This window comes from uncultured Psychrobacter sp. (assembly GCF_947500265.1).
Taxonomy (GTDB): domain Bacteria; phylum Pseudomonadota; class Gammaproteobacteria; order Pseudomonadales; family Moraxellaceae; genus Psychrobacter.
This window is the reverse complement of sequence record NZ_CANMRN010000010.1, coordinates 39,037-60,838: the sequence shown is the minus strand read 5'-3', so window position 1 is coordinate 60,838 and position 21,802 is coordinate 39,037. Positions and strand designations below refer to the sequence as shown.

The following is a 21,802-nucleotide window of genomic DNA, read 5'->3' as shown; positions in this document are numbered from 1 at the left end:
ATGGTTAATAAATATCTTAAGGTTGAATCGTTTTTATTTGGGATATTTTATCTATCATTAGTCTAAAGAAAGTAGGTACAGAATAGTTTTGATGCAAAATTAATAACTGAAAGTATGACAGTTAATAGACTAAATAAGGTAGCTGTTGTGCTTATTTAAATAGCGTTAACCATATATTGACACGGACAAGTCGCTACTGAATAATCTTACAATAAGGAGTTTCTGTTATGTCATTTGACCCTTTATCTAAAATTTCCGCCTCTAAAATGCTAAAAAACGAAAGTAAGCACCTAGGGAAAAACACTACTAGAAATGTGCTGTTGATTACTGCTGTAGCCAGTTTAGGATTAACAGCCTGTAATACTTCACAAATGAGCAAAACGCTACCAGCCGAGACAAGCAGCACAGTCAATCAAGATGCAGCAGTGGTGTCAGAGTCTATCATGGCGTCACCCAGTGTTAAGCCCTCAGTCATCAGCCAACAGATGATGATACGTTCTGCGGAGCAGACAGGTATCGTACGCCCATTACCGAGCATCATAGTCACGCCAGAGGCAAAAGACAACTATCAAAAAAACGCAGCCAATCCTGTACATCGAACTACGGATATGGCGGTATCAACCTTGTCTATCGATACCGATACGGGCAGCTACGCCAATGTGCGCCGCTATTTAAACGAGGGTCAACTACCACCTGTTAATGCCGTACGGGTCGAGGAATTGATTAATTATTTTAACTATCAATTTGATGATGGCAAACGCTTAGGTAGTGCCCCGTTTATTGTGTCAACTGAGGTAGTAGACTCACCTTGGGATAGAGCAGATCAGGATAATAAAATCGTCAAAGTCGGTATCAAAGCCGTTGATGGTAGCTGGTCGCAAAAAACAGACAAGCAATCTATGCCACCTGCCAACCTCGTATTTTTAGTAGATGTGTCAGGCTCTATGTCGTCGCGCGATAAGCTGCCACTGGCACAGTCTTCGCTTAAGCTGTTGACAGAGCAGATGCGCGCCCAAGACAGCATCAGTATCGTGACCTATTCAGGTCGTACTAGTGTGGCGTTGCCTGTGACCAATGGTGACCAAAAAGCAAAAATATTGGCTGCTATCGAGGAGTTGAATGCCTCAGGCTCAACCAATGGGGAAGACGCTCTGAAATTGGCCTACAGGCAAGCTGAACAAGGACTAAAAAAGAACGGTATCAATCGAATCATGATGTTAACGGATGGCGATTTTAACGTAGGTATTAGTGATGTCGATGAGATGTTAGATTTGGTCAAAGCCAATCGCGATCGCGGTATCTCTTTGTCTACCGTTGGCTTTGGTCGTGGTAATCTGAATGATCACATGATGGAACAGATGGCGGACAACGGCAATGGTAATTACAGCTATATTGACAGTCTAACTGAAGCAAAAAAAGTCTTTGGTGATGAACTAGCCGCGACATTTAACACCGTCGCTAAAGACGTAAAAGTCCAAGTTGAGTTTAATCCTGATGTGGTGAGCGAGTGGCGCTTGATTGGTTATGAAAATCGCGTACTGGCTGAAGAAGACTTCAATAATGACAAAATTGATGCAGGTGAGCTTGGGGCAGGTAAGGCGGTTATCGCTTTGTTTGAGGTGACACCAAAAGGACAAAAAGGGTTATATAGCGATCGCCGTTATGCTAATAGCAATGCCAGTATTAGTTCGAATAACAAACAGAGCTCTAATGAACTTGGCTATCTAAAAATTCGTTATAAAGCACCGACAGGTGGTAGCTCTAAACTGATTAGCCAACCGATTAATAAAGCCAGCCACGCTTTAAATAAAGCCAGTATCGATACTCAGTTTGCGATGGCAGTAGCAGGGTTCGGTCAACGCTTGACTCAAAGTGATTATATTAATGATTGGCAATACAGAGATAGCACTAAGCTTGCCAAAAGCAGTATCGCAGATAGACCGAGTAGCGATACTGATGGTACTCGTCGCAACTTTGTGACGTTGACTGAGCTGGCGAGTGCGCTAAAAAATAGCCGATAGTGAACAGATATCGTGTCGGGATGGTCATTAGGGAGCAGAAGTCAAGGGTCATATTTTCTAATAGCTTGACTGAGTTTTTTAATCTAATATATTGATATTTATAGGGATATTGAGCGTCAAGCCTATTTGAGAACTGGTGTAGCAATCTTTTGTATTGAGTACTATGTATAAAGTGTGTATGTTAATGAACAAAGGGCTATTTACCGCTATATTGTTCGCTCAGCACTATACAAATATGTCGCAGCCTTGCTTTTTATCATAACGATAGGCAAGACTCTGACGTTTTGTATATTTATCACACTGTGATTGGCGTGGGTTGACGGTAATGTATTATTACTAGGAGAGAAAAGATTATGGAAAATCAAGGAAACTTAACCCGTCGTGACGATAAAGTTTGGCTAAAAACGTATGAAGAACTTGGTCTGGAGTATGACATTGAGTTGCCAGCCGACAATACGTCACTTATCGATATTTTCGAAAAAAGCTTCGCTGAAAATGCTGATAAAACTGCCTATATCTGCATGGGTTCATCGTTAAGCTTCCAAGAAGTAGATTTATACAGCCGTCAAATGGCCGCTTATCTACAGTCATTAGGATTGGTCAAAGGCGATAAAGTTGCGGTCATGATGCCCAACATTTTGCAGTTACCAATCTCTGTCATCGCTGTACTACGTGCAGGCTTTACCTTAGTCAACGTCAACCCTCTTTACACTACCAGAGAGCTTGAGCACCAATTGACCGATTCAGACGCCAAAGTGCTGATCATGGTCGAAAACTTTGCCAAAACCTATCAAGACATCGGTCGCAATGTAGTCGATAAAGTCGTGATTACGGGTATGGGCGATTTGATGGGTACGCTCAAAGGCTTTATGGTTAATACGGTCGTCCGCCATGTCAAAAAAATGGTGCCAGACTATAGCATTTCTAATAGCATCAGCTTCAAAACGGCATTAAAGCAAGTCACCGCTAGTAAATATAAGCGCCCAACCAATATCACGCTTGATGATATCGCTGTCCTACAGTATACCGGTGGTACGACAGGTGTGGCGAAAGGTGCGATGCTAACGCACAAAAACTTGGTGGCAAACTTAATTCAGTCTAATACCTTTTTGGGCACCGCTTTTGATGATTTCGATCAAAGAGGTGAGCAACCTGTGATTATGACGGCATTGCCGATGTATCATATTTTCTCATTCACCGTATGTGGTATGTTCGGTCTGTATCGCGGTTGTGTTGTATTATTAGTACCAAACCCGCGCGATCTTGATAGCTTGTTAAAAGCATATAAAGCCAATCCACCAGCGTTCTTCCCAGCGGTAAACACGTTGTTCAACGCACTTGCCAACAACGAAGAATTTATCGCGATGGATCATAGCAAGCTGCGTCAATCGATGGGCGGTGGCATGGCAGTACTGAGCCCAACAGCAGAGAAATGGCGTCAAGTAACTGGTAATATTATCATTCAAGGTTACGGCCTGTCTGAAACAGCACCAGTAGCGACCTCTAATCCTAGCAACAGCAAGACATTCACAGGTACCATTGGTGTACCGATGCCAGCAACAGATGTGGCAATTTTGGATGATGCAGGTAATGAAGTGGCACTTGGTGAGCGCGGTGAGATTAGTGTTCGTGGTCCACAGGTCATGAAAGGTTACTGGAACCGTGAAGATGCTACTGCCGAAGTCATGACAGCAGATGGGTTTTTCCGTACTGGTGATATCGGTATCATGGCTGACAACGGATATGTGACCATCGTTGATCGCAAAAAAGACATGATTTTGGTGTCTGGTTTTAACGTTTATCCGAATGAAGTCGAAGAAGTCATGGCTGGACATCCTAAGATTTTGGAATGTGGTGTCATCGGTATCGAAGATGAGAAGAGCGGTGAGATTCCTAAGATCTATGTTGTCCGTAACGATCCAAGTCTGACCACCGAAGAAGTTCTTGAGTACGGTAAAGAGAACCTAACAGGTTATAAGCGTCCTCGTCGTGTTGAATTTATTGATGAGCTGCCAAAATCGAACGTTGGTAAGATTTTGCGTAAAGATCTACGCGTACTTGAAGAAAAAAACCACGGTTAACTTGCTGATACACGTACCTAGAGAGTTGTTTGATAGCTGCGTGTATTATTAGCCAAAGACACATGTGAAAGTAACGTACGATTAGATACTGTCGTAACTAAAGTAGTAACCAAAAATGATAAGGCTGCAACCATGCTGTCTTATCATTTTTTTGTCTTTATCGCTTTTGACATTTGCGGATGACAGCTACTATTAATAGAGAATATCTATTAAAACTGCTATAGTGCCCATCGACGTATTTTTGTTTTTATCCAAAAAATCGTACTGGTTTTACTTAAGGTAACTGGTGAAATCATGGTAGTAAATATCGTTTTCGACTTAGTCGTGCTGAGTGGTAGTATTATTTATCATAGACCCAGTAACATACTTTAATTTGCAAAGCTTATGAATGACAAACCCGATCATACTTATCTATTTCTTATTCATAAGCTTCTGCTGTCAGCAATAATCATAAAAAATGGTGTTTCCATTAGCATATTCAATGTTTTTAACAGTAACATTTAGGGAAAATTATGACGGATAATATTAATAAAAAAACGACAGATAATAGCGCTGCAACTGATGATAAAGCCAATACTACCAACGACGTTTATCAAAGTAATGCGTTTCCTACTATGCCGACCATCGACAGTGATAGTCCGTGGCTGAGCGCTTATGAGCGCTATAGCATCGATGCTACCATCGAGATGCCAGAAGACAATACCTCTTTACTTGATGTGTTCGAGCGTAATTTTAGCCGTTATGGCCAAAAACCTGCCTATATCTGCATGGGCTCATCGATTACTTTTAAGCAATTAGACCTATATAGCCGACAGATTGCCAGTTATTTGCAATCAATAGGACTGGTCGAAGGCGATAAAGTTGGGGTAATGATGCCCAACGTCTTGCAGTACCCAGTGGTTGCTTTGGGTATCATTCGTGCAGGGATGGTCTTGGTCAATGTAAACCCTCTATACACTAGCCGTGAGCTGTCACATCAGTTGCATGACAGTGGTGCGAAAGCGCTATTTATCGTTGAAAACTTTGCTAAGACGTATCAAGATGCCGAAGACAAAGGTCAGGTAGAGCATGTAGTGGTGTGTACCATTGGTGATATGTTAGGTACGATTAAAGGAGCCGTGGTCAACCTCGTGGCTCGTCATGTCAAAAAGATGATTCCTGCTTATAGCATACCGAATAGCGTGAGCTTCAAGCATGCCTTAAATGCTGAATCAGCCAGTAAGTACCAGCGCCCTGAGTTAAACTTAAGCGATGTGGCTCTACTGCAATATACCGGTGGTACGACAGGAGTAGCGAAAGGCGCGATGCTGTCTCATGGCAATCTAGTCGCCAATATGCTACAGGTCAGTGCGCTGATGAATAGTGCATTTGATGATGATATAGATGGTAGAGATGTGATTTTGACCGCACTGCCGTTATATCACGTATTCTCATTTATGGTCTGCGGTATGTGTAGTATGTATCAAGGCTATGCCTCGCTACTCATTCCGAATCCGCGCGATCTTGATGGGCTTATCAAAGAGATGGCCAAGTACAAGCCAGCGTTTATCCCTGCGGTGAATACCTTGTTTAATGGGTTAGTACACAAAGATAACTTTGCTGATTTGGACTTTTCTAATCTAAAAGCGTCTATCGGCGGCGGTATGTCAGTATTACCTAGCGTAGCGAAAGAGTGGCACAAAATCACTGGTCTGCCTATCGTTGAAGGTTATGGCTTGTCTGAGACCTCACCTGTCGTAGCATTTAATCCGATGACTATTGCGGAATTTACTGGAAAAATCGGTATTCCTGCCCCTAGCACCGATATCGTACTCATTGATGATGACGAAAATATAGTAGCCATGGGCGATCGTGGTGAAATCTGTGTAAAAGGTCCACAGGTCATGATTGGTTATCAGAATCGTCCGAAAGAAACCGCTGAATCCTTTACGGGTAGTGGTTACTTAAAAACGGGCGATATCGGCATTATGGACGAAAAAGGCTTTATCAAAATTGTCGATCGCAAAAAAGACATGATTTTAGTCTCTGGTTTCAACGTTTATCCAAACGAAATCGAAGAGGCGATGAGTGAACATCCAGCAGTCGTAGAATGCGGTGCTATTGGTGTTCCGAACGATGATCGCGGCGAAGAGCCAAAGCTGTTTGTGGTCAAAAAAGGCGACGTGACTGAAAAAGAACTATTGGAATATGGCAAAAAACAACTGACTGGCTATAAGCGCCCACGTCATATACAGTTCGTTGACGAATTACCAAAGTCGAACGTTGGCAAAATCCTACGTAAGGAATTGCGTAAGATGGAAGGGTTAGAATAGTTTATATCTGACATTCTGTTGATAACGGTGGCGTAATGGCAGGAGCGAATCTTGCTATTGCGCCGTTGTCACGTTAGGATATCTTAAGATTTTAGTCGACTACATGCCTATCAATGTGTTTACTGACAACTGATAGGTATTTTTATGACACTGCTTTTATAACATTGTACTAGGAATTTTTATGCGTATTGACAATCGTGAGCTTGACCAACTTCGCTCGATCAGCTTTGAGCGCCATTATACAAAGCATGCTGAAGGGTCAGTATTGGTAAGTTTTGGCGATACCAAAGTACTATGTACTGCCAGTGTAGAATCTGGTGTGCCGCGCTGGCTCAAAGGTAAAGGCAAAGGTTGGATCACAGCCGAGTATGGTATGTTGCCACGTGCGACCAACACGCGCAATCAGCGTGAAGCGGCTCGCGGTAAGCAGTCAGGTCGTACGCAAGAGATTCAGCGTTTGATCGGTCGTAGCTTACGTGCCATGATTGATCTAAGTAAACTTGGTGAAAACACCATCTATCTTGATTGCGATGTGTTGCAAGCGGATGGTGGTACTCGTACGGCTAGTATCACTGGTGCTGCGATTGCGCTTATCGATGCGCTAGAGAGTATCCAAAAGGCCAAAAAACTCAAAGCAGATCCGCTAATCGGACTGGTTGCGGCGGTTTCTGTTGGTATGAAAGATGGCGAAGCGTATCTTGATCTGAACTACGAAGAAGACTCTAGCTGTGATACCGACTTGAACGTCGTGATGACCCAAAAAGGCGAGTACATTGAGCTGCAAGGTACTGCTGAAGAAAAGCCGTTCACTCGTGCTCAAGCAGATGCTATGCTGTCATTAGCTGAAAAAGGCATTGCCGAATTGATTAAAATGCAACAGACGGCACTTGGTTGGTAGACTAGCGCTTAGATATAACACACTGTCTTTGTTTTTAGTGTCAATAACTGCCTGTTAGCTGCTAATAGGCAGTTTTTTAATAGAAAATATTCGTACATTACGTAATAGGTAACAACACATGCTCAAGCTAACTGATGATGGCGCCAAAATCACCTTACAAGGGCAATCAAATGCTGCTGATAATGGCATGTTTTGGTTTGGTTCTGCCTTATTGGTAGGAGCCGTCGCAGTCGCCATGGCGATGAGTTTGTTGCCTGAGCGTCTAGCCATCGGTGCGCTTGCACTGCTTATTATTGGTAGCTTTATTTTTAATAAAAAGCGCCAACAGCATAAAAAGGCTATGAGCGGTATGATTAGCAGTGGCACATTGTGGGTAAGGGCTGGCGAGCTGGTCCATGACAACCTAGGTAAGCGTGAGCATATTCATTTAACGGATGGCGATAAGATAACGCTGATTGGCGAGCAATTACAGATTGTCGATAGCAGTGATGTTCGCAAATATCGTATTACTGGCTTTGAGAGTGCTCAAGAAGCAAAAGCTGCGAAAGCTATCTTAGAAGGGCAAGCGCTAACGAAACGCCATGTAAATATTAAAATGAAGAGTAATTAGTATCTTTTCTCAATTTCATACTTTACCAAAGCATAGCTATTGTCTTCGTATTATCTACACTTTAAACTCAAGTGTCATTTTAGATCTCACTCGACGTATCTCTCCAATATTGTCATCTATCAGTATATTTATACCGTCTATCACCTATCGCAGGCGAATAGTGCTTGCAGATTTGTGCGCAAATGGTTTATAAGTAGGATTATAAAATTTATCCTTCTTATTATTGATACTGTCATTGAGATTTAGTTGACAAGGAGTTAGTCATGTCGCGTTTGTCTATACCGTCAGTCGCCGCGTCGTGCGGTTTTTTACTATTTACCTGCGGCATGGTAGGGCAAGCCCATGCAGATAGTATGAGCATGCTTATCGCTCAAAAATCTACTCAACTAACGACGAATATGTCCTATCGTTATCCTGAGGTACAGCGTTCAGCACCTACAGTCTTACCAGCGTTTTTATCAGGCAACTATGACAATGTCGATAGCGAGTATCTACCGCTATTAAGCAATGCCGAGACGCAGAGTAGTATGGCAGCACGTGAGGTGGTCAGTACCGCACGCAAAATGGCACTTAACGAGCGCACGATTATTCAAGGTGGCTGCTGGGACTATTTAAATACTGTATTTAATCGGGCAGGGGTATCGCGTAATACCATACACAAAGGCACTTATGCGCAAGGCCCCTATGCTAGTAGCAGCGAGATTGAAGCAGGCGACTGGCTCTATTATATCAATCATGGCTACAATGGCGTCGAGCATAGTGGACTGTTTGTCGGTTGGGTCGATGAGCGTGCCAAGCAGGCATTGATACTGAGCTATGCTGGCGAAAATCGCCGTGAACCAGCTCGTTATCGCGTTTATGATTTAAGCAATGTTTATCAAATTATGCGCCCAAGCGTTTAGTGTTTGATATTTCCAGTTTGACAACCTGTTTTATAAGTGAATAAAAAAGCGTCCGCAACTCATTGAAGTTACGGACGCTTTTGTTTTACAGGTTAAATGGTTTTTCTGATACTAAAACGGTTTTACCACAACTAGAATCACAATAATCACTAAGGCAAATACAGGCACTTCATTAAACCAGCGCCAGAATTTATGCGTTTTATAATGTGGATTATCAATTAGCTTCTTACGGTAAAAGCCGCAAGCACCATGATAGCCTGACAGCAGCACTACTAATAGCAATTTGACGTGTAGCCAGCCTTGGGTTTTGTAGACATCCCAGCCCAGACCTAACATCCATAGACCAAAGATCCATGTCGCTATCATCGATGGGGTCATGATGCCGCGATACAGCTTGCGCTCCATAATGGCAAAGCGCTCATGACTGATGCTATCGTCGCTCATCGCATGATAGACAAACAGGCGCGGCAAATAGAATATCGCCGCAAACCAGCAGACCATCGAGATAATGTGCGCCGCTTTAATCCAGTTAAAATAATCTGCCATCATAGTTTCTCTTGCTTAGCTTGTATTTTTTAGCGTGGGCTTGGGCTTAATCTGCCAATACAACTTGTGTTTGATGACCATTCATAGCATCCATCACAGGCAGTACTTTAGGTGCTCTTGGTGTGGCAAACTGTTTGGTTAGGCCAAGCTCACGCATGAGTCTATCGTCGCCTGATTGACTTGCATTACCAGTGGTAAGAAGCTTGTCACCATAAAAGAACGAGTTAGCGCCTGCCATAAATGCTAATGCTTGCTCAGAGTCAGATAGACTTTCGCGGCCAGCAGATAGACGCACGTAGCTAGTCGGGCAGCAAATACGGGCGACCGCAATAGTACGAATCCATTCAAGTACAGACAGCTGACCTTCGGCCAATACTTTATCACCAATCGGTGTGCCTGCGATAGGCACCAGTAAGTTGACTGGAATTGATTCAGGCGCTTTTGGCATTTTTAGCAGCTCAAGTACCCAATCGATGCGGTCGTCACGGCTTTCGCCCATACCAACGATATTACCACTACAGACATTAATGCCAGAGTTACGCACGTTTTCTATCGTATCTAAACGCTCATCATAGCTGCGCGTGCTGACGACTTGCTCATAGTAGCTACGCGAAGTATCTAGGTTATGGTTGTAATAATCTAACCCTGCATCGGCCAACTGCGTTGCTTGATTGGTATCGAGCATACCCAGTGTCATACAAGTTTCAAGTCCCAGGGCTTTTACTTCTTTGATCAGCTCAACCACATAAGGCATGTCTTTGGCACTTGGATGTTTCCACGCGGCACCCATGCAGAAGCGCGATGAGCCACTGTTTTTGGCTCGTTTGGCCGCTGCGATGACTTTGTCAACTTCTATGCGTTTTTCTGCTTGTAGTTTGGTGGTGTCGCGATGATGACCTGACTGTGAGCAGTAGCCGCAATCTTCAGGGCAGTTGCCCGTTTTGATAGAGAGTAGCGTGCTGATCTGTACTTCATTGGCAGTAAAATGCTTTCTATGAATAGTCTGTGCTTGTAACAGCAAGTCCATTAGAGGTAAATCAAACAGTTGCGCGATTTCTTCACGGCTATATGTCGTAGCTACTTTACTATCAGTTTGAGTCGCGTCTGTGGCTAGACTGGCCAAAAAATCACTGTTGGTCGTATCTGGCTGAGTGGCTACATCAGTTGGCTGGGTGGCGTCAGGTTCGGAGATGCTAAGCAATCCTGCCATAAGGTAAGTCCTTTTATAAGAATGAGAGGGTATTAAATAAAACCAATGTTTTTATCTATTGTCATTTATAAGGTAACAAAAAAGGTTGCCGTATAGTATACCGCAACCTTTTTAGAAAATCAGAACACTGCTAGACAGTATGTATAATTGTCACAGTAGCGCACATAAATAGTAACTATACGTTTGGCTATCTAGTTCTATATCATCCATTCTACCAATGACTACCGCTCAGTGCACCATTCTTTTTATTTACCAAGTTTGTGCTTAGCGATACCAACCCAATGCTCAGCAAATTTCTGTGCTTTATACGCGTAAGGTTTGGCTTTTTGAATATATGGTTTGCACTCTTCTGGGATAGCTGGAACGATATGCTTAGCAAGTTTGTTGAACCACATCATTAGGCTATAGTCGCCTTCAATGCTCAAGTTACCTTCTTGTACAGCAGTCATAAAGGCAGGTAAGCTACCTTTGGTTAGCAGTCTAACGCCAGTCATAGAGTCTTTGAAAGTGATGGTCAAATCGGCTTCTTTTGCATGACCGCTTTGTTGACTAAACTGTCCATTGTCAAAGCTAAAAAAACGGGCGATATCAGACTCAGTACTAGCAAATTCAATCGTAACTTGACGATCAGCGAATAACGCTTTGACGTCTTCGTTATCGCTATCAGCTAACATAGACAAACGATAGCCAACGACAGCCAATAAAGCATCTAATGGATCAGATTTGATATCTAATACAGGAACAGTAAACATAGCAGAACTCCTAAAGAAATGAGGCATAAAAATAAAGCGTACTTTATACCAGTTTTTATGACAAATATATAACTGGATTATAAACTATCATAGGGTGCCAACTCTTTAGGAGTTAAGTAGAGAGCGTTAAGTATCTTGTAACATTCGATGTCACTGACGTAAGTAAGGTGTTGATATAGACAAACAGAGGTATAAATAGGACAGTTTTAACGGAAACGTGGCTGATAATTATCATCATAGACAGGAGTATGCTCGATATAGCGTGCGGCTTCTAGCTCACGTTGCTGGCTAACTGTCTGACTCACATCATCATAGCGTAATGCCCGATACAGTACCCAAGCTGCCAACGGTAACCAACTGATGCCCATAGCGATGATATAGCGATGCCATGACGATAGCTCAATCAACATAGGGCGACCTGCTAATATATTTTGAATCAACTCAACGGTGAACCAATAGGCCATCCCGCCAAACAGATATAGCAGTAGCCAACGATATGACGATACGGCAAGCACCACTACTAAACTGGCTAGCAGTCCATAACCAAGCCATACCGCGCCGCTCCATGCCTCTACACCGATAAAAGAAAATATAGTCATTAACATCATTCATCTCGCTATTCATAAGGTGAATTCCAATAAGACTATTATGAGAGGTTATTGAGTAAAGCTGAAGAGGGTGCAGGCGACTTTGCGACAACCGTTGACGTTTGGTTTTTTGGCTTGTTTTGCGATATTTGATGGCTAGGTTTTAGGCTAAGCGCCGTAAGGAGTGGCGCTTATTTTGAGTGATATGGAAATGGTTTTGTTTGCTCGGGAGGGTGTTTGTTAGCTAGCAAAGTAAAATAGCAAACAGGATTGACAGTTTGCTAAATACTTAGACTCGGTTGGTGCGATTACCCCACCACGATAATAACGAAACTAGAATAGCACCGAGCAACATAAGTCCTACTGTCGTTGACCACTGTGCGCCAGTAGGGTATTGCCATGGCATGACATTATGGACGGCTTCAGTATTTAACGAGCCTAGCGCATCTACTTTCCATGGCCATACTTTTATTAGAGAGCCTGCGATAAAGCCTGTCAGCAATGCCAAGGTAGCCTGATAATAATGTGAGAGTAGCCACTTGAGTGCACGCGTGAATAGCAATAGCCCAGTCGCCATACCCGCAATGACTGTGAAAATGGCGCTCAAATTCATCGTATCGACTGCTTCTAATACTGCATCGTAAGCGCCTAGCAATAGCAAAATAAACGACCCTGATATTCCCGGTAGGATCATGGCACAAATAGCAATTGCCCCTGCAAAAAACAGATACGGTAAGCTAGGCGTGGTCGTGAGTAACGGCATACTACTAATGGCCACAGCGGCAATAAGCCCAGTCGCAAACAGTGCGACACGCCCTATATTCCAGCGCTTAATTTCACTAAGTAAGATAAACACCGTTGCGACGACCAGTCCAAAAAAGAACGACCAAATAAGCAATGGTTGATTGTCCAATAAATGCTTAATGATACCGGCTAAGGTCGCAAAGCTAGTAGCAATACCCAGTAGCAAACACAATAGAAACGTCGCGTCTACTTGTCGCCAAATCGCCGCGAATCCTTTGATGCCACCTTCTTGTCGAAAGATCGCCCAAAGATTGGGGCCGATGCTGCCAAGTGCGTTAATCAAGCGCTCGTAAATCCCTGCAATCAGCGCAATAGTGCCGCCAGAGACGCCAGGCACAATATCAGCTGCTCCCATGGCCATCCCTCTGACATAGATACCTACCAGCTGCTTGGGGCTATCGGTACGTACAGGTACCGTATCTTGCTCTAATGGTGTTGGCGCTGACGGCTGAGTTGGCCGTGGAGATTGTGATGCCGTCATGGGTATTCCTTTATCATTTAAAAATAAGTGTTATCTGAAAGTAAGCATTGGCTAAAAACAGGCGTGAGCTAAACATCAGTGTGCATAGCAGATTTTATTAATTATCATCACGTACTAAGGCATGTCTTCAATTCATTTGATAGTCATTTAACTGAACTAAAAATGGATAAATCTTGTCAGACATCGTCAAATAGCTAGTTAATATATCGGTACTATCTACGCTATTTTTCTTGTCTAAGCCGCGCCCTAAAGCATAAAAGCCAGATTAATGACAAAACATTAACCTAGCTTATTGAATGGCATAAAGCGTTCTGCAATTACTCAGTAGGCGCCAGTGCCGGATAGCCAAGAGCGTACAGAGTCCCTTCAAGCCCTGTCACGTTGATAGCGGCATCAGCACGTGCTTGAACGATTGGTTTGGCATGATAGGCCACACCCAGATCGGCCAATGCCATCATCGGTAAGTCATTAGCACCGTCACCGACACAGACCACTTGTGACATCTCAATACCTAAGCGCTCAGCGGTATGCTCAACGATAGCAGCTTTTTTAGCACCATTGACAATAGGCCACTGTACATGACCAGTAACTTCACCTTCTTCAATATCTAAAGCATTGGCATGTACTTCATCGATACCCAGCTGCTCAGCGATGTAACGAGCAAAATAAGTGAAGCCGCCTGATACTAGCACCGTATGATAGCCCAATGCTTTTAGCGCACTGATCGTCGTACGCGCACCAGTCGATAACGTTAGACGACTACAGATATCATCCAGCACATCAGTAGAAGTACCTTTTAGCAAAGCCACACGCTGAGCAAAAGATTCATCAAAATCAATCTCACCGCGCATTGCGGCTTCAGTGATGGCTTCAACTTCTTCGCCAATCCCAGCTGTTTTTGCCAGCTCTACGATGACTTCTTGCTCGATCAAGGTTGAATCCATGTCAAAGCAGGCAAGCTTGTGTGTCCGTAGCATATGACCGACAGACAGGATATGACAGTCCACGACATTTAGGTTATCGGCGCTGTCGGCACTGCGTGTGTTGTTATATTCTTCAGTTAGGTCACGACGCAGGCGAGCGGTCAGCTGATCATCAATAATGTGAGCGGCTGCGGTTTTTTTGCCAGGGTGCATCAGCGTGTCAGTGACTGGCACTAACAGATAACGGTAGACCTGAGTATGGGTAAAGGGTAGGCGCTGTGCGTCCGCTGCTGTAGGCTCTGTATCAGATACCGTGATATTGACGAAGCTAGCGTCAGTATCTTCGGCAACCGTCACTAGATGCCAGCTTGGCTGCTCATCGACCCACGACTGAACGTACTGATGAATATCTAATGCAGATACCTGAGTCGGCAGTACTACGATGAGCGCAAAAACAGGTAGCGACTGTAGCGCATCAAAGTCTTGCAAATTGGTATTTTCGGGTAATAATGCCGCAATAGAATCGACGGCTTGTTGCCATGCTTTGCTGTCTTTTGGTAACGAATAAGATGTATTTTTTGGCATGGCTCAATTGTCCCTTGTATGCTCATATAAGATTAGGAATAATAACAGTTTTACTGGGCAGCGCCTATAGATGACGCGCAAAGTAACAATGATGCTAAAAAACAGATTTTATGGCGTAAGAAGCCATAGAAAATGCGATAAAGTTATTATGATAAATTTATAAAGCGCTCACGCTATAAGTCTTATTATGGTGATATAGTAGATGAGATAAGCTGGCTGTTTATCTAGGTACATTCGCAAAAGATTGCAAGGTAAAAGGTATTAACGTTGGCAACGATATTGACGGTAGTCATAGTAATGATGTCATCAGTAGTGCTTTAGATACAACAGTGTCTTAGATGTAATAGTGCTGTCGATAGTCGCTAATAATCTGTACCGCTTTATCACTATGTGCGCATCACAGTTGGCGCATATCAAAATTGTTTAAAAATTAGCCAAAAAATGAGCAATAGCCTCGTTTTTTAATTTCTTCTCTCCAAAAAAGTTTAACATATCATGACGTATTTAGCGCCGCGGCAAGGGTTGTTTGCCATTATTCTTCTGGTTAGTTTTTGTTTGCAGACGCTGTTATTGGTCATTAGTACTGACCAACAGCTGAGCAATAGTCGTGCGTTAAAAGGCGAGCAGATGGTCGCCCAGCTGATTGATGAAGCAAGGTTGTCTTTAGAAAATAAAGACCGTGTGAGTTTAAGCGTTATTGCCAACCGCTATACCAGCGAGCAAGACGTCACACGGATACTGATTAAGGACAACAACGATGATATCTTGGTGCCAGTAGGCAATGCGCCGATGCAGCAAGGTGACACTATTCGTCAAATCGCCACCAATGGCGATGCAGTGATCGGTAGCGTTGCACTGACTTTGAAAGACGTCAGCAAAGGCGAGATCATCGCCATGCAATGGCCGTTTGTTATCGGCACCATGCTGTTACATTTAATGCTTTGGTTGATTTACGGTTACCTTGCTCGTCCGACCAAAGAGCAAATCAATGCATTGAGTCGAGATATCCAAGAGCTGTATCGTGACCAATATAGACCAGTCGATCAACGCGGCTACGACCGTGAACTTGAGCGCCAATCAGCGTCTCATTTAGCAGACAGTCAAGTAGCGACTGATAATACGGATAATGCTATAGATGACGAAGTAACTAATGCCCGCAAATTTAATGTGCATAACGAAGTGAACGAGTATCTTAGAACCCAGCAAAACCAAGAGGCAGGTAGTGATACTGACAATCTAGCAAGTGCGAGTGAAGGTAGCGAAAGTGAAGTAACAGATACAGACGGTGTCACTTCTCAAGCTGTCAGTCATACGTCTAAACTGTCTGCCACACGGTCCGTTGATAGCGTCAAAGTCCAAGTCGTATTCCATGATGAGTTCAATATGCTTGAACGCCTTGCACCTGCGCAGCGTCTTCCGTATCTAGCACTCTGCACCCAGCTGCTCAATCAGGCCGTGACTGAGCTACTAAGACAGCCATTGCTGTTGGGTGTGAGTGCGATGAATGAAGCTCACTTCGAAGACAATGGCGCAAGTGTGGTACTAAAGGCTGATAATAGCCATGCAAAAGTGGCACTCGCAGGCGTGATGCTTGCCAAGCTATACTTAATGCTCAACAAAATTATCCACGATAAGCACATTGAGCTGTCACGTTTTGCTTTGCCAGCGAAAGCGGGCGTGAGTGATGATGCGCAGTCAGAGCCAATGACTCACTTGCTCCAGAGTATCGGCAAAAAAGAGCAGCTATTGATACTATTGCCAAATGCCGGTCTCAAGCAAATCAGCAATCATGTACAAGTACATAACATCATGCGCCCAACCACTGTCTATGAGCGTGAGTGTGCGATATTTGACGGTGCTAACGACTCATTGATTCAGCGTTTGGCCGATGTGCGCAATGCAGTTCTAATGATTGAAGATGAAGATGAGCTACACATTTAATGCCGACTGTATTTGGTCATTTGTATTACAATTGTCTGTTATATAGCCTACTGAACTATCTTAATCGTAGGGTTGAAATGTACCATATTGCGAAAAAGGATTGACAACATTCAATAGAGACTTTATAAGGCATATATATATTGATGTATTCTTAATACCCTTGCCTAAAAATGATAGGAGTTTGTCATGAGTGACGCTGATATTGACGACGATTTTGATGATGATTTTGTCGACGATGATGATGCAAAGATGGTTGAAGAAGCTGAGACGAGCGTACGTACACGTTTAAGTAGTCTTGAAAAACGTCGGCTAATCGATAACTTGCTAGAAGAAAAGCGTTTGGCTAAAGAGTTAAAAGACGATCTAGACGATATAGACAACTTCGATGAAGATGGCGATGATTGGGATGATGACGATTTTTAATTTATCGTCGTCAGTCTTTTAAGCGGACTAAAGTGCTTTAATGATGAACCATTAACTGGGTTGCCTGCTGTTTGGTGTTTTTTCTGCTCGCTCGCATCCAGTTATGTTCCATACTACTTACCTGATAGAGGTTGCTTAGCTTGAATGAGTTGAGCAGTCTTTACCCTCAAATTACCCGCCATCTGTCATTTAACCGATCGCTCATTGTGATTGACGACATCTATCTTTTAAGGAATACCAAATTATGAGTAACCAACTAAGTTTTGATGAATTACTGGACTATTTGGACAATCAAGAAAGCCAGTTCGTGCTAGATAGTGTCGCAGCGCATGGTTTTTTGACAGCGACAGTCATCGGTCGTCCATTGCCTAACTGGATGGATGCCCTGTTCGAAGGTCACGTGAGTGAGATTCCAGAAAACGTCATCGACGGTATCAAACGTTGGCGCGATTCAATCATGGCTGAGCTAAAGAACGAGACACCGATCGAATTACCGTTTGGTGAAGATGCTGGTAACGAAGAAGTGGCAGTTGATTTCTCTGACGAGTCAGACATCGTTGCTTGGTCAATCGGTTTTGTCGATGCCATGTATGGTGATGAAGCAAGCGACTGGTTCGAAGATCAAGAAACGGCAGAAGACGTAGCAGTATTGACATTGCCTATGATCGTACTTAGCGGTATCGATGATGAAGATCCAGAGCTGTCTGAGATGCGTAAAGACGAAGATAAAATGGTACAGATGGCCAATAGCATCGAAGGTAATTTGACTGAGCTGTTCTTATTGTTCCATACCAACGATTAGTAAGGCTAAGAAACAGCGTTGCTACTAGCAGTGCTGTTTCTGTCTTGTTTTGTCTATGCTGTATCGCAGCGCTTTGGTTTACTATATATTTTATAAGTCACCGATAAGGTCATCCTATGACTGTGCAACTCTCTAATCTTGAACACTTACCTAACTATCAAATTACCGAACGCCTAGACGTGGTGTACGGTAGTACTGTGCGCTCAAAGCATGTGGGTAAAGACTTGTTCGCTGGGTTAAAAAACATCGTTGGCGGCGAGCTGACGGCTTATACCGAGCTATTAGAAGAGTCACGCCAAGAAGCAATCGATCGCATGATTGTCAAAGCAGAGGCGCTAGGGGCTGATGCGGTGGTCGGTCTGCGTTTTTCAACTTCTAGTATTGCCCAAGGTGCCTCAGAGCTGTTTGTCTATGGTACAGCGGTCAAGGTCGCGCCGATATCACAGCAGCAGTATCAAAACCCGCCAAGCGATGGACACAACCATTCTAGTCAAAATGTGAGTACTCAGACCCAAGTCGCACCCGATGATTTACCGCGTTTCAATCCTTTTGGTTGATTCTATAATACTAAAAACTACAATACCAAATCCTATAATGCTAAAAGCACCGATGCTTTTTATGATGAGAAACGTGCTATGAATGATTCACTCACGCAAGTGCTCATCAATTATGGGCCGTTTGTCTTCTTATTCGCGGCTGGCTGGTTCTTCGGGTCACGCCATGAGCGTCAGCATTTGGCACAGCTAACAGTAGCAGAGCAAGCATTGGGCGATATCACCGTCTCAAGCGAACGTCTATACCGTCCCAAGTTAGCGGTGGGTAGTGAAGGCGAGCTGGTACTTGGTAGTGTCGTCATCGCTCAAGATTATTTCAAAATGATCATCGCTCGCGTATTAAGTGTCTTTGGCAAAAATTTAACCACCTATGAGACTTTGCTAGATCGTGCCCGCCGCGAGGCCATCGTTCGTATGCGGACTGAGGCAAAAGCCAAAGGCTACACGCATATCTACGGGTTACGTCTTGAGGTAACCAATGTCAACCAATTAGGCAGTATGGTTGAAGCCATCGCCTACGGTACGGCAGTGATTAGTATTGACCATATTAAACCTACATCTGCTGTAAATCACAAAACCTCCGCTTAAATCATTTCTACTTTATTTTCAAGTGTAAAAACCTATAATTGACTGACGAGTAGTCAGAAAAATCAAAACCATACACTTTTACAACGATATACTGAATTTTGCCGTTCCGTTATTATTTCGGTTCGTATAAACCAGTTTTATCAAAAATTGTCGGTTTAAAAACACGACTGTATGGAAAAGTGTCATATAAAGAGCTGACAACGTCGGTGGCTTTTACCCAAGATATCAGCAGGATTGGCTGATTGAGCATGACGAGGTTGTCATAAACCTGCCCGTGTAAGGGCTCTATCTACAAGGATGTAGTTATGGAAGGTGTTGAGTTAGTCACGTTTGTAAATGCAAAAGTCATTCCCATTAGTATCTTTTTGATTATGATGGGAATGGGATTGTCCTTAGTTACCAATGATTTTAAGAGAGTCGTCAAGTACCCTAAAGCGGTCGCCATAGGCTTGACCAATCAGCTAATATTTTTACCATTGGTAGGTTTTGCTTTGGCAACCTCCATGTCTCTCGAACCAGAGTATGCCGTTGGGGTTATGTTGCTGGTACTGTGTCCTGGTGGCACGACATCGAATCTATTTACCTATTTAGCCAAAGGTGACGTTGCACTTTCGGTCACCATGACCGCTATTGCCAGTGTCATTACCGTATTTACTATTCCTATCGTCCTCAGTTTTTCGCTCGTATACTTCATGGGTGCTGGTAGTGAGTTTCAGTTGCCAGTGGTCAAGACCATGATTAGCCTAATTGCTCTGACTATCTTACCCGTCAGTATTGGTATGTTGATCAAACGCTATGCGCCTAACGCAGCAGACAAGGGACAGGTGATGGTGTCTCGTTTTGGCGTGATATTTTTGAGCTTCTTGGTACTTTTCTTGAGCTATGTACAACGAGACATTATCGTTGAAGCGTTAATCGCTACTGGCCCTGTGGCATTGATACTGAACGTATCGACGATGGCGCTTGGTTATTACACCAGCAAATGGTTTGGTCTAAATCCTGCGCAAAGACGCTCGATTACTATGGAAGTCGGCCTACAAAACAGTACGCTTTCAATGTTTATGGCACTGACGTTATTGGCTAACTATAAGATGTCGATGACACCAGCCATTTATACGCTAATCATGTTCTTGACCGCTGGTATCATGGTTAGAGTATTTACTGCCCAGCACAATAAAGCCAAAAGAACCGAGATAGAAAACAGTGTATTGGCAGCACGTAGAATGTAAAAGGTTTAAGATAACCGCAGTAACGCATTGTTGCGCCAGTTGAGACAGTACTTGACAAACAAGCAGCAATGTATGATGCAATAAAAAAAGCCCATAATCCGCTTTGTATAATGAAGCGTGTTATGGGCTTTTGTGTTTAGTGTTACTTTTAACTCAAACTAGTTTTAGCTCAAATCAGTTTTATCTCAAGTCTAGAATCTTCGTCTGTCCATTTTCGCTCTTGCCTCGGCAGCTTGCTCTTTGACTTTTTCAATTTCAAATAAGAACGTACGGTTTTTGAGTACCGCGACGAACACCACACCGCCAACCGTATTGCCCACCAGTACCACAACTAAAAATACCAAGTAGCGCCAGAGACTGACGGTATTGCCATATAGTAATGCTGAAAATACCTCGATATTACCCACGATACTATGATGCAAACCTAAAAACCCAATACTACCAGTGATAAGCGTCACCAGTACGATACGGCTAAGCGTGTCACGTGCAGAAGTCACCAGCCATGCAGCCACGCCCATCATCCAGCCTGCCAGTACCGCGCTGCCAAAGATAACCCACCACTCAAAACCTAAGATATGCTCGGCATAGACATCGATAGCATGGTCTGTAAACAGATGCATATGCAGCCCCAGACCGATCATTAATGCTGCAAATATACAACCGCCAACGATATTACCAGCGATGACAATTCCCCATAGCCGCAGCAGTTTATGTAGCGGCTCAATTTTATTTAAGACAGGTAAGCTCAAGAGGGAAGTCTGCTCAGTAAATAATAACGATTGACCAATCACCACGATAATAAAGCCGATCGGATACAACAGTGACGACAGCACCATGGCATAGCGACTTGGCATCACATCATTAAGTAAGGCAAACGCTGATAAAATCATAAAAAAGCTGATGCCAATCTCTAGCCCAGCCGTAAAGGCACTGGTAAATAGCGAGCCAAGTGAACGCTCAAAGGTTTCTTTGGCGTGGATAACTTGCTCGACTAAGATACTGGCGTAGCTTTTTGCTTGGCTGAGATTGTCGTCACTGGCAACCTTTTTGATGGTTTCTTTGTCTTCATCGCTAATTTCTTCTGGCAGGTCATCGTTTTCTAGGTCTTCGGTGGCTTTAATAGGTTCGTCTGCGTCACTATCTGAAGTTTCGTTTGCATGACTATCTGTAGTGTCGTCTGCTTCCTTGTCTACCTCAATGTCTTTAGAAAAGTCGCTACTTTCTTCTAGCGTATCTTCACCTTCAGGCACAGGAGTAGTGGTACTCGCATTTGTACGCTCATCGTTTGGTCGATTAGCCTGAGAATCATGGTCATGCTCGGTATCTTGGGACACGGTTGGCTCGCTGGTTATAGGCTAATGATTTTGCTGCATAAGTAATCTCTATTATATTTCCCATTCTTCTGATTGCTGTTGTTAATTGATTAACAATTTGATTAAAAACTGCCTTCAGGCTTTATAAATTGTCTTACCATCTAACAAAATCTGCCTATCTGCGTTAAAATCACACTATCAACTATTTTTCCTGTTTTTATAGCGTTTTGCGCTATCTCA

Annotated in this window: 19 protein-coding genes; 12 read left to right on the top strand and 7 right to left on the bottom strand. The window is 43.4% G+C overall.

Features of this window, described 5'->3' with window-relative positions; genetic code table 11:
• Positions 1–227 precede the first annotated feature (227 nt).
• From Q0788_RS12655 to Q0788_RS12630, 6 genes are all read left to right on the top strand, one after another.
• On the top strand, positions 228–2,021 hold the full coding sequence (locus tag Q0788_RS12655) for a von Willebrand factor type A domain-containing protein (RefSeq protein ID WP_298811234.1): 1,794 nt from the start codon (positions 228–230) through the stop codon (positions 2,019–2,021).
• 353 nt (positions 2,022–2,374) lie between these two features.
• A complete protein-coding gene (locus Q0788_RS12650) occupies positions 2,375–4,102 on the top strand; it encodes an AMP-binding protein (RefSeq protein WP_298811233.1) in 1,728 nt (575 codons plus the stop codon).
• 512 nt (positions 4,103–4,614) lie between these two features.
• Positions 4,615–6,414 (top strand): AMP-binding protein, encoded by a 1,800-nt coding sequence (locus Q0788_RS12645; RefSeq protein ID WP_298811232.1) that lies wholly within the window; start codon positions 4,615–4,617, stop codon positions 6,412–6,414.
• Positions 6,415–6,595: 181 nt separating this feature from the next.
• Positions 6,596–7,312, top strand: a complete 717-nt coding sequence (rph, locus tag Q0788_RS12640; RefSeq protein ID WP_057761673.1) for a ribonuclease PH — start codon at positions 6,596–6,598, stop codon at positions 7,310–7,312.
• A gap of 118 nt (positions 7,313–7,430) precedes the next feature.
• Positions 7,431–7,922 carry a hypothetical protein gene (locus Q0788_RS12635; RefSeq protein ID WP_160023504.1) on the top strand — a complete coding sequence of 164 codons (492 nt, stop codon included), beginning with the start codon at positions 7,431–7,433 and terminating at the stop codon, positions 7,920–7,922.
• Positions 7,923–8,185: 263 nt separating this feature from the next.
• Positions 8,186–8,824: a hypothetical protein gene (locus tag Q0788_RS12630; RefSeq protein WP_298811227.1), complete on the top strand. Its 639-nt coding sequence runs from the start codon at positions 8,186–8,188 to the stop codon at positions 8,822–8,824.
• Between the two features lie 111 nt (positions 8,825–8,935).
• Here the strand turns inward: Q0788_RS12630 and hemJ are convergent, their stop codons facing one another.
• The 6 genes from hemJ to serB form a co-directional block, all read right to left on the bottom strand.
• Entirely contained in the window at positions 8,936–9,370 is a 435-nt protein-coding gene (gene hemJ, locus Q0788_RS12625) for a protoporphyrinogen oxidase HemJ (protein ID WP_057762639.1), read from the bottom strand.
• A 46-nt stretch (positions 9,371–9,416) separates the two neighbouring features.
• Positions 9,417–10,580 (bottom strand): biotin synthase BioB, encoded by a 1,164-nt coding sequence (bioB, locus tag Q0788_RS12620; RefSeq protein ID WP_298811224.1) that lies wholly within the window; start codon positions 10,578–10,580, stop codon positions 9,417–9,419.
• A gap of 245 nt (positions 10,581–10,825) precedes the next feature.
• Entirely contained in the window at positions 10,826–11,332 is a 507-nt protein-coding gene (locus tag Q0788_RS12615) for an SCP2 sterol-binding domain-containing protein (protein WP_290178609.1), read from the bottom strand.
• Between the two features lie 206 nt (positions 11,333–11,538).
• Positions 11,539–11,931, bottom strand: coding sequence for an AciT family ciprofloxacin tolerance protein (aciT, locus tag Q0788_RS12610; RefSeq protein WP_298811221.1), 393 nt, complete (start codon positions 11,929–11,931; stop codon positions 11,539–11,541).
• Positions 11,932–12,208: 277 nt separating this feature from the next.
• Positions 12,209–13,204 carry a DUF368 domain-containing protein gene (locus Q0788_RS12605; RefSeq protein WP_298811219.1) on the bottom strand — a complete coding sequence of 332 codons (996 nt, stop codon included), beginning with the start codon at positions 13,202–13,204 and terminating at the stop codon, positions 12,209–12,211.
• Positions 13,205–13,521: 317 nt separating this feature from the next.
• Positions 13,522–14,712, bottom strand: coding sequence for a phosphoserine phosphatase SerB (gene serB, locus Q0788_RS12600; RefSeq protein WP_298811216.1), 1,191 nt, complete (start codon positions 14,710–14,712; stop codon positions 13,522–13,524).
• Between the two features lie 495 nt (positions 14,713–15,207).
• Between serB and Q0788_RS12595 the strand changes: the two genes are divergently transcribed.
• The 6 genes from Q0788_RS12595 (at position 15,208) to Q0788_RS12570 (ending at position 20,249) form a co-directional block, all read left to right on the top strand.
• Positions 15,208–16,653, top strand: coding sequence for a hypothetical protein (locus Q0788_RS12595; RefSeq protein ID WP_298811213.1), 1,446 nt, complete (start codon positions 15,208–15,210; stop codon positions 16,651–16,653).
• Between the two features lie 186 nt (positions 16,654–16,839).
• Positions 16,840–17,076, top strand: coding sequence for a PA3496 family putative envelope integrity protein (locus Q0788_RS12590; protein WP_057761656.1), 237 nt, complete (start codon positions 16,840–16,842; stop codon positions 17,074–17,076).
• 244 nt (positions 17,077–17,320) lie between these two features.
• Positions 17,321–17,878 carry a YecA family protein gene (locus tag Q0788_RS12585; RefSeq protein ID WP_057761653.1) on the top strand — a complete coding sequence of 186 codons (558 nt, stop codon included), beginning with the start codon at positions 17,321–17,323 and terminating at the stop codon, positions 17,876–17,878.
• A gap of 116 nt (positions 17,879–17,994) precedes the next feature.
• Positions 17,995–18,435: a YbjQ family protein gene (locus Q0788_RS12580; protein ID WP_298811209.1), complete on the top strand. Its 441-nt coding sequence runs from the start codon at positions 17,995–17,997 to the stop codon at positions 18,433–18,435.
• A 78-nt stretch (positions 18,436–18,513) separates the two neighbouring features.
• The gene (locus tag Q0788_RS12575) at positions 18,514–19,020 is read left to right on the top strand and encodes a heavy metal-binding domain-containing protein (protein WP_298811207.1); all 507 of its coding nucleotides are present in this window, start codon (positions 18,514–18,516) and stop codon (positions 19,018–19,020) included.
• A 305-nt stretch (positions 19,021–19,325) separates the two neighbouring features.
• Positions 19,326–20,249 carry a bile acid:sodium symporter family protein gene (locus tag Q0788_RS12570; RefSeq protein WP_298811205.1) on the top strand — a complete coding sequence of 308 codons (924 nt, stop codon included), beginning with the start codon at positions 19,326–19,328 and terminating at the stop codon, positions 20,247–20,249.
• A 191-nt stretch (positions 20,250–20,440) separates the two neighbouring features.
• On the opposite strand, the gene Q0788_RS12565 is transcribed toward Q0788_RS12570, so the two are convergent.
• Complete coding sequence (locus tag Q0788_RS12565) at positions 20,441–21,583, bottom strand: formate/nitrite transporter family protein (RefSeq protein WP_298811202.1); 1,143 nt, start codon at positions 21,581–21,583, stop codon at positions 20,441–20,443.
• Between the last annotated feature and the right edge of the window lie 219 nt (positions 21,584–21,802).